1 protein-coding gene and 1 pseudogene are annotated in these 838 nt (G+C 31.0%); both read right to left on the reverse strand.

Annotation, left to right across the window (positions count from 1 at the left end; genetic code table 11):
- The coding region (istB, locus tag ACYQ0O_RS13045; protein ID WP_459893769.1) for an IS21-like element helper ATPase IstB at window positions 1–642 on the reverse strand (642 nt) is incomplete at its 3' end.
- Between the two features lies 1 nt (window position 643).
- Window positions 644–838: pseudogene (locus ACYQ0O_RS13050) on the reverse strand (hypothetical protein); the annotation flags it as partial.

Genomic DNA, 838 nt, shown 5'->3' on the forward strand with positions numbered 1-838 from the left:
TGCTAACACTACGTCTCCAAATATATTCCCCCATTCTTCAAATGGTCTATTGGTAGTTACTATCACTGAATTTGTTTCATATCTTTGTCTGATGATCTCAAAAAACTCATCCACATAGTTTAATGGAATCTTTTTAAAGCCTATTTCATCTATTATAAGTAAATCCACATGTAAAAATTGCTTTAATACCGAAAAATAGCTCCCATCTCCTTTGGCGGCTACTAATCTTGCTACCATATCATTTGCATGAATAAAAAGAACTTTATACCCTTTTTTTAGGGCCTCTATGCCAATGGCGTTTGCAAGATGAGTTTTGCCTACTCCTGGATTACCCATAAAGATTATATTCTTTTTTTCTTCTATAAACCTACAGCTTCCTACATCTAGCACCTCCTGCTTTTTTAATTCTGGTTGATAACTAAAATCATAACTTATCAGTGTTTTTGAAGAATCAAGTTTAGATTTGGAAAATCTCTTCTTAAATGAATTGTTTTGACGGTTTATTACTTCGTCTTCAAGTAATAATTCAAAAAATTCAAGATAACTTAACCCTTTTTCTATAGCATACTGATTCCTGCTTTCTAATGATTTTGCTATACCTGAAAGCTTTAAATTTATAAGTTTTCTCTTTATCTCTTGCATATTATACCTCACCACAAATAGAGTCATATTGACTTAAATCATTCCCATAGCCACCGGCTTTTACTGATTCATCTGATGAAACATCTTTATCCATATAAAGCCCTTTTTCACATATTCTTTTAACAGATAAATAACTTATAGACTTAAATTCATTAGCCCTTTTACACGATAAATCTACAACTTTATTTCCATATTT

This window comes from Desulfothermus okinawensis JCM 13304 (assembly GCF_054654515.1).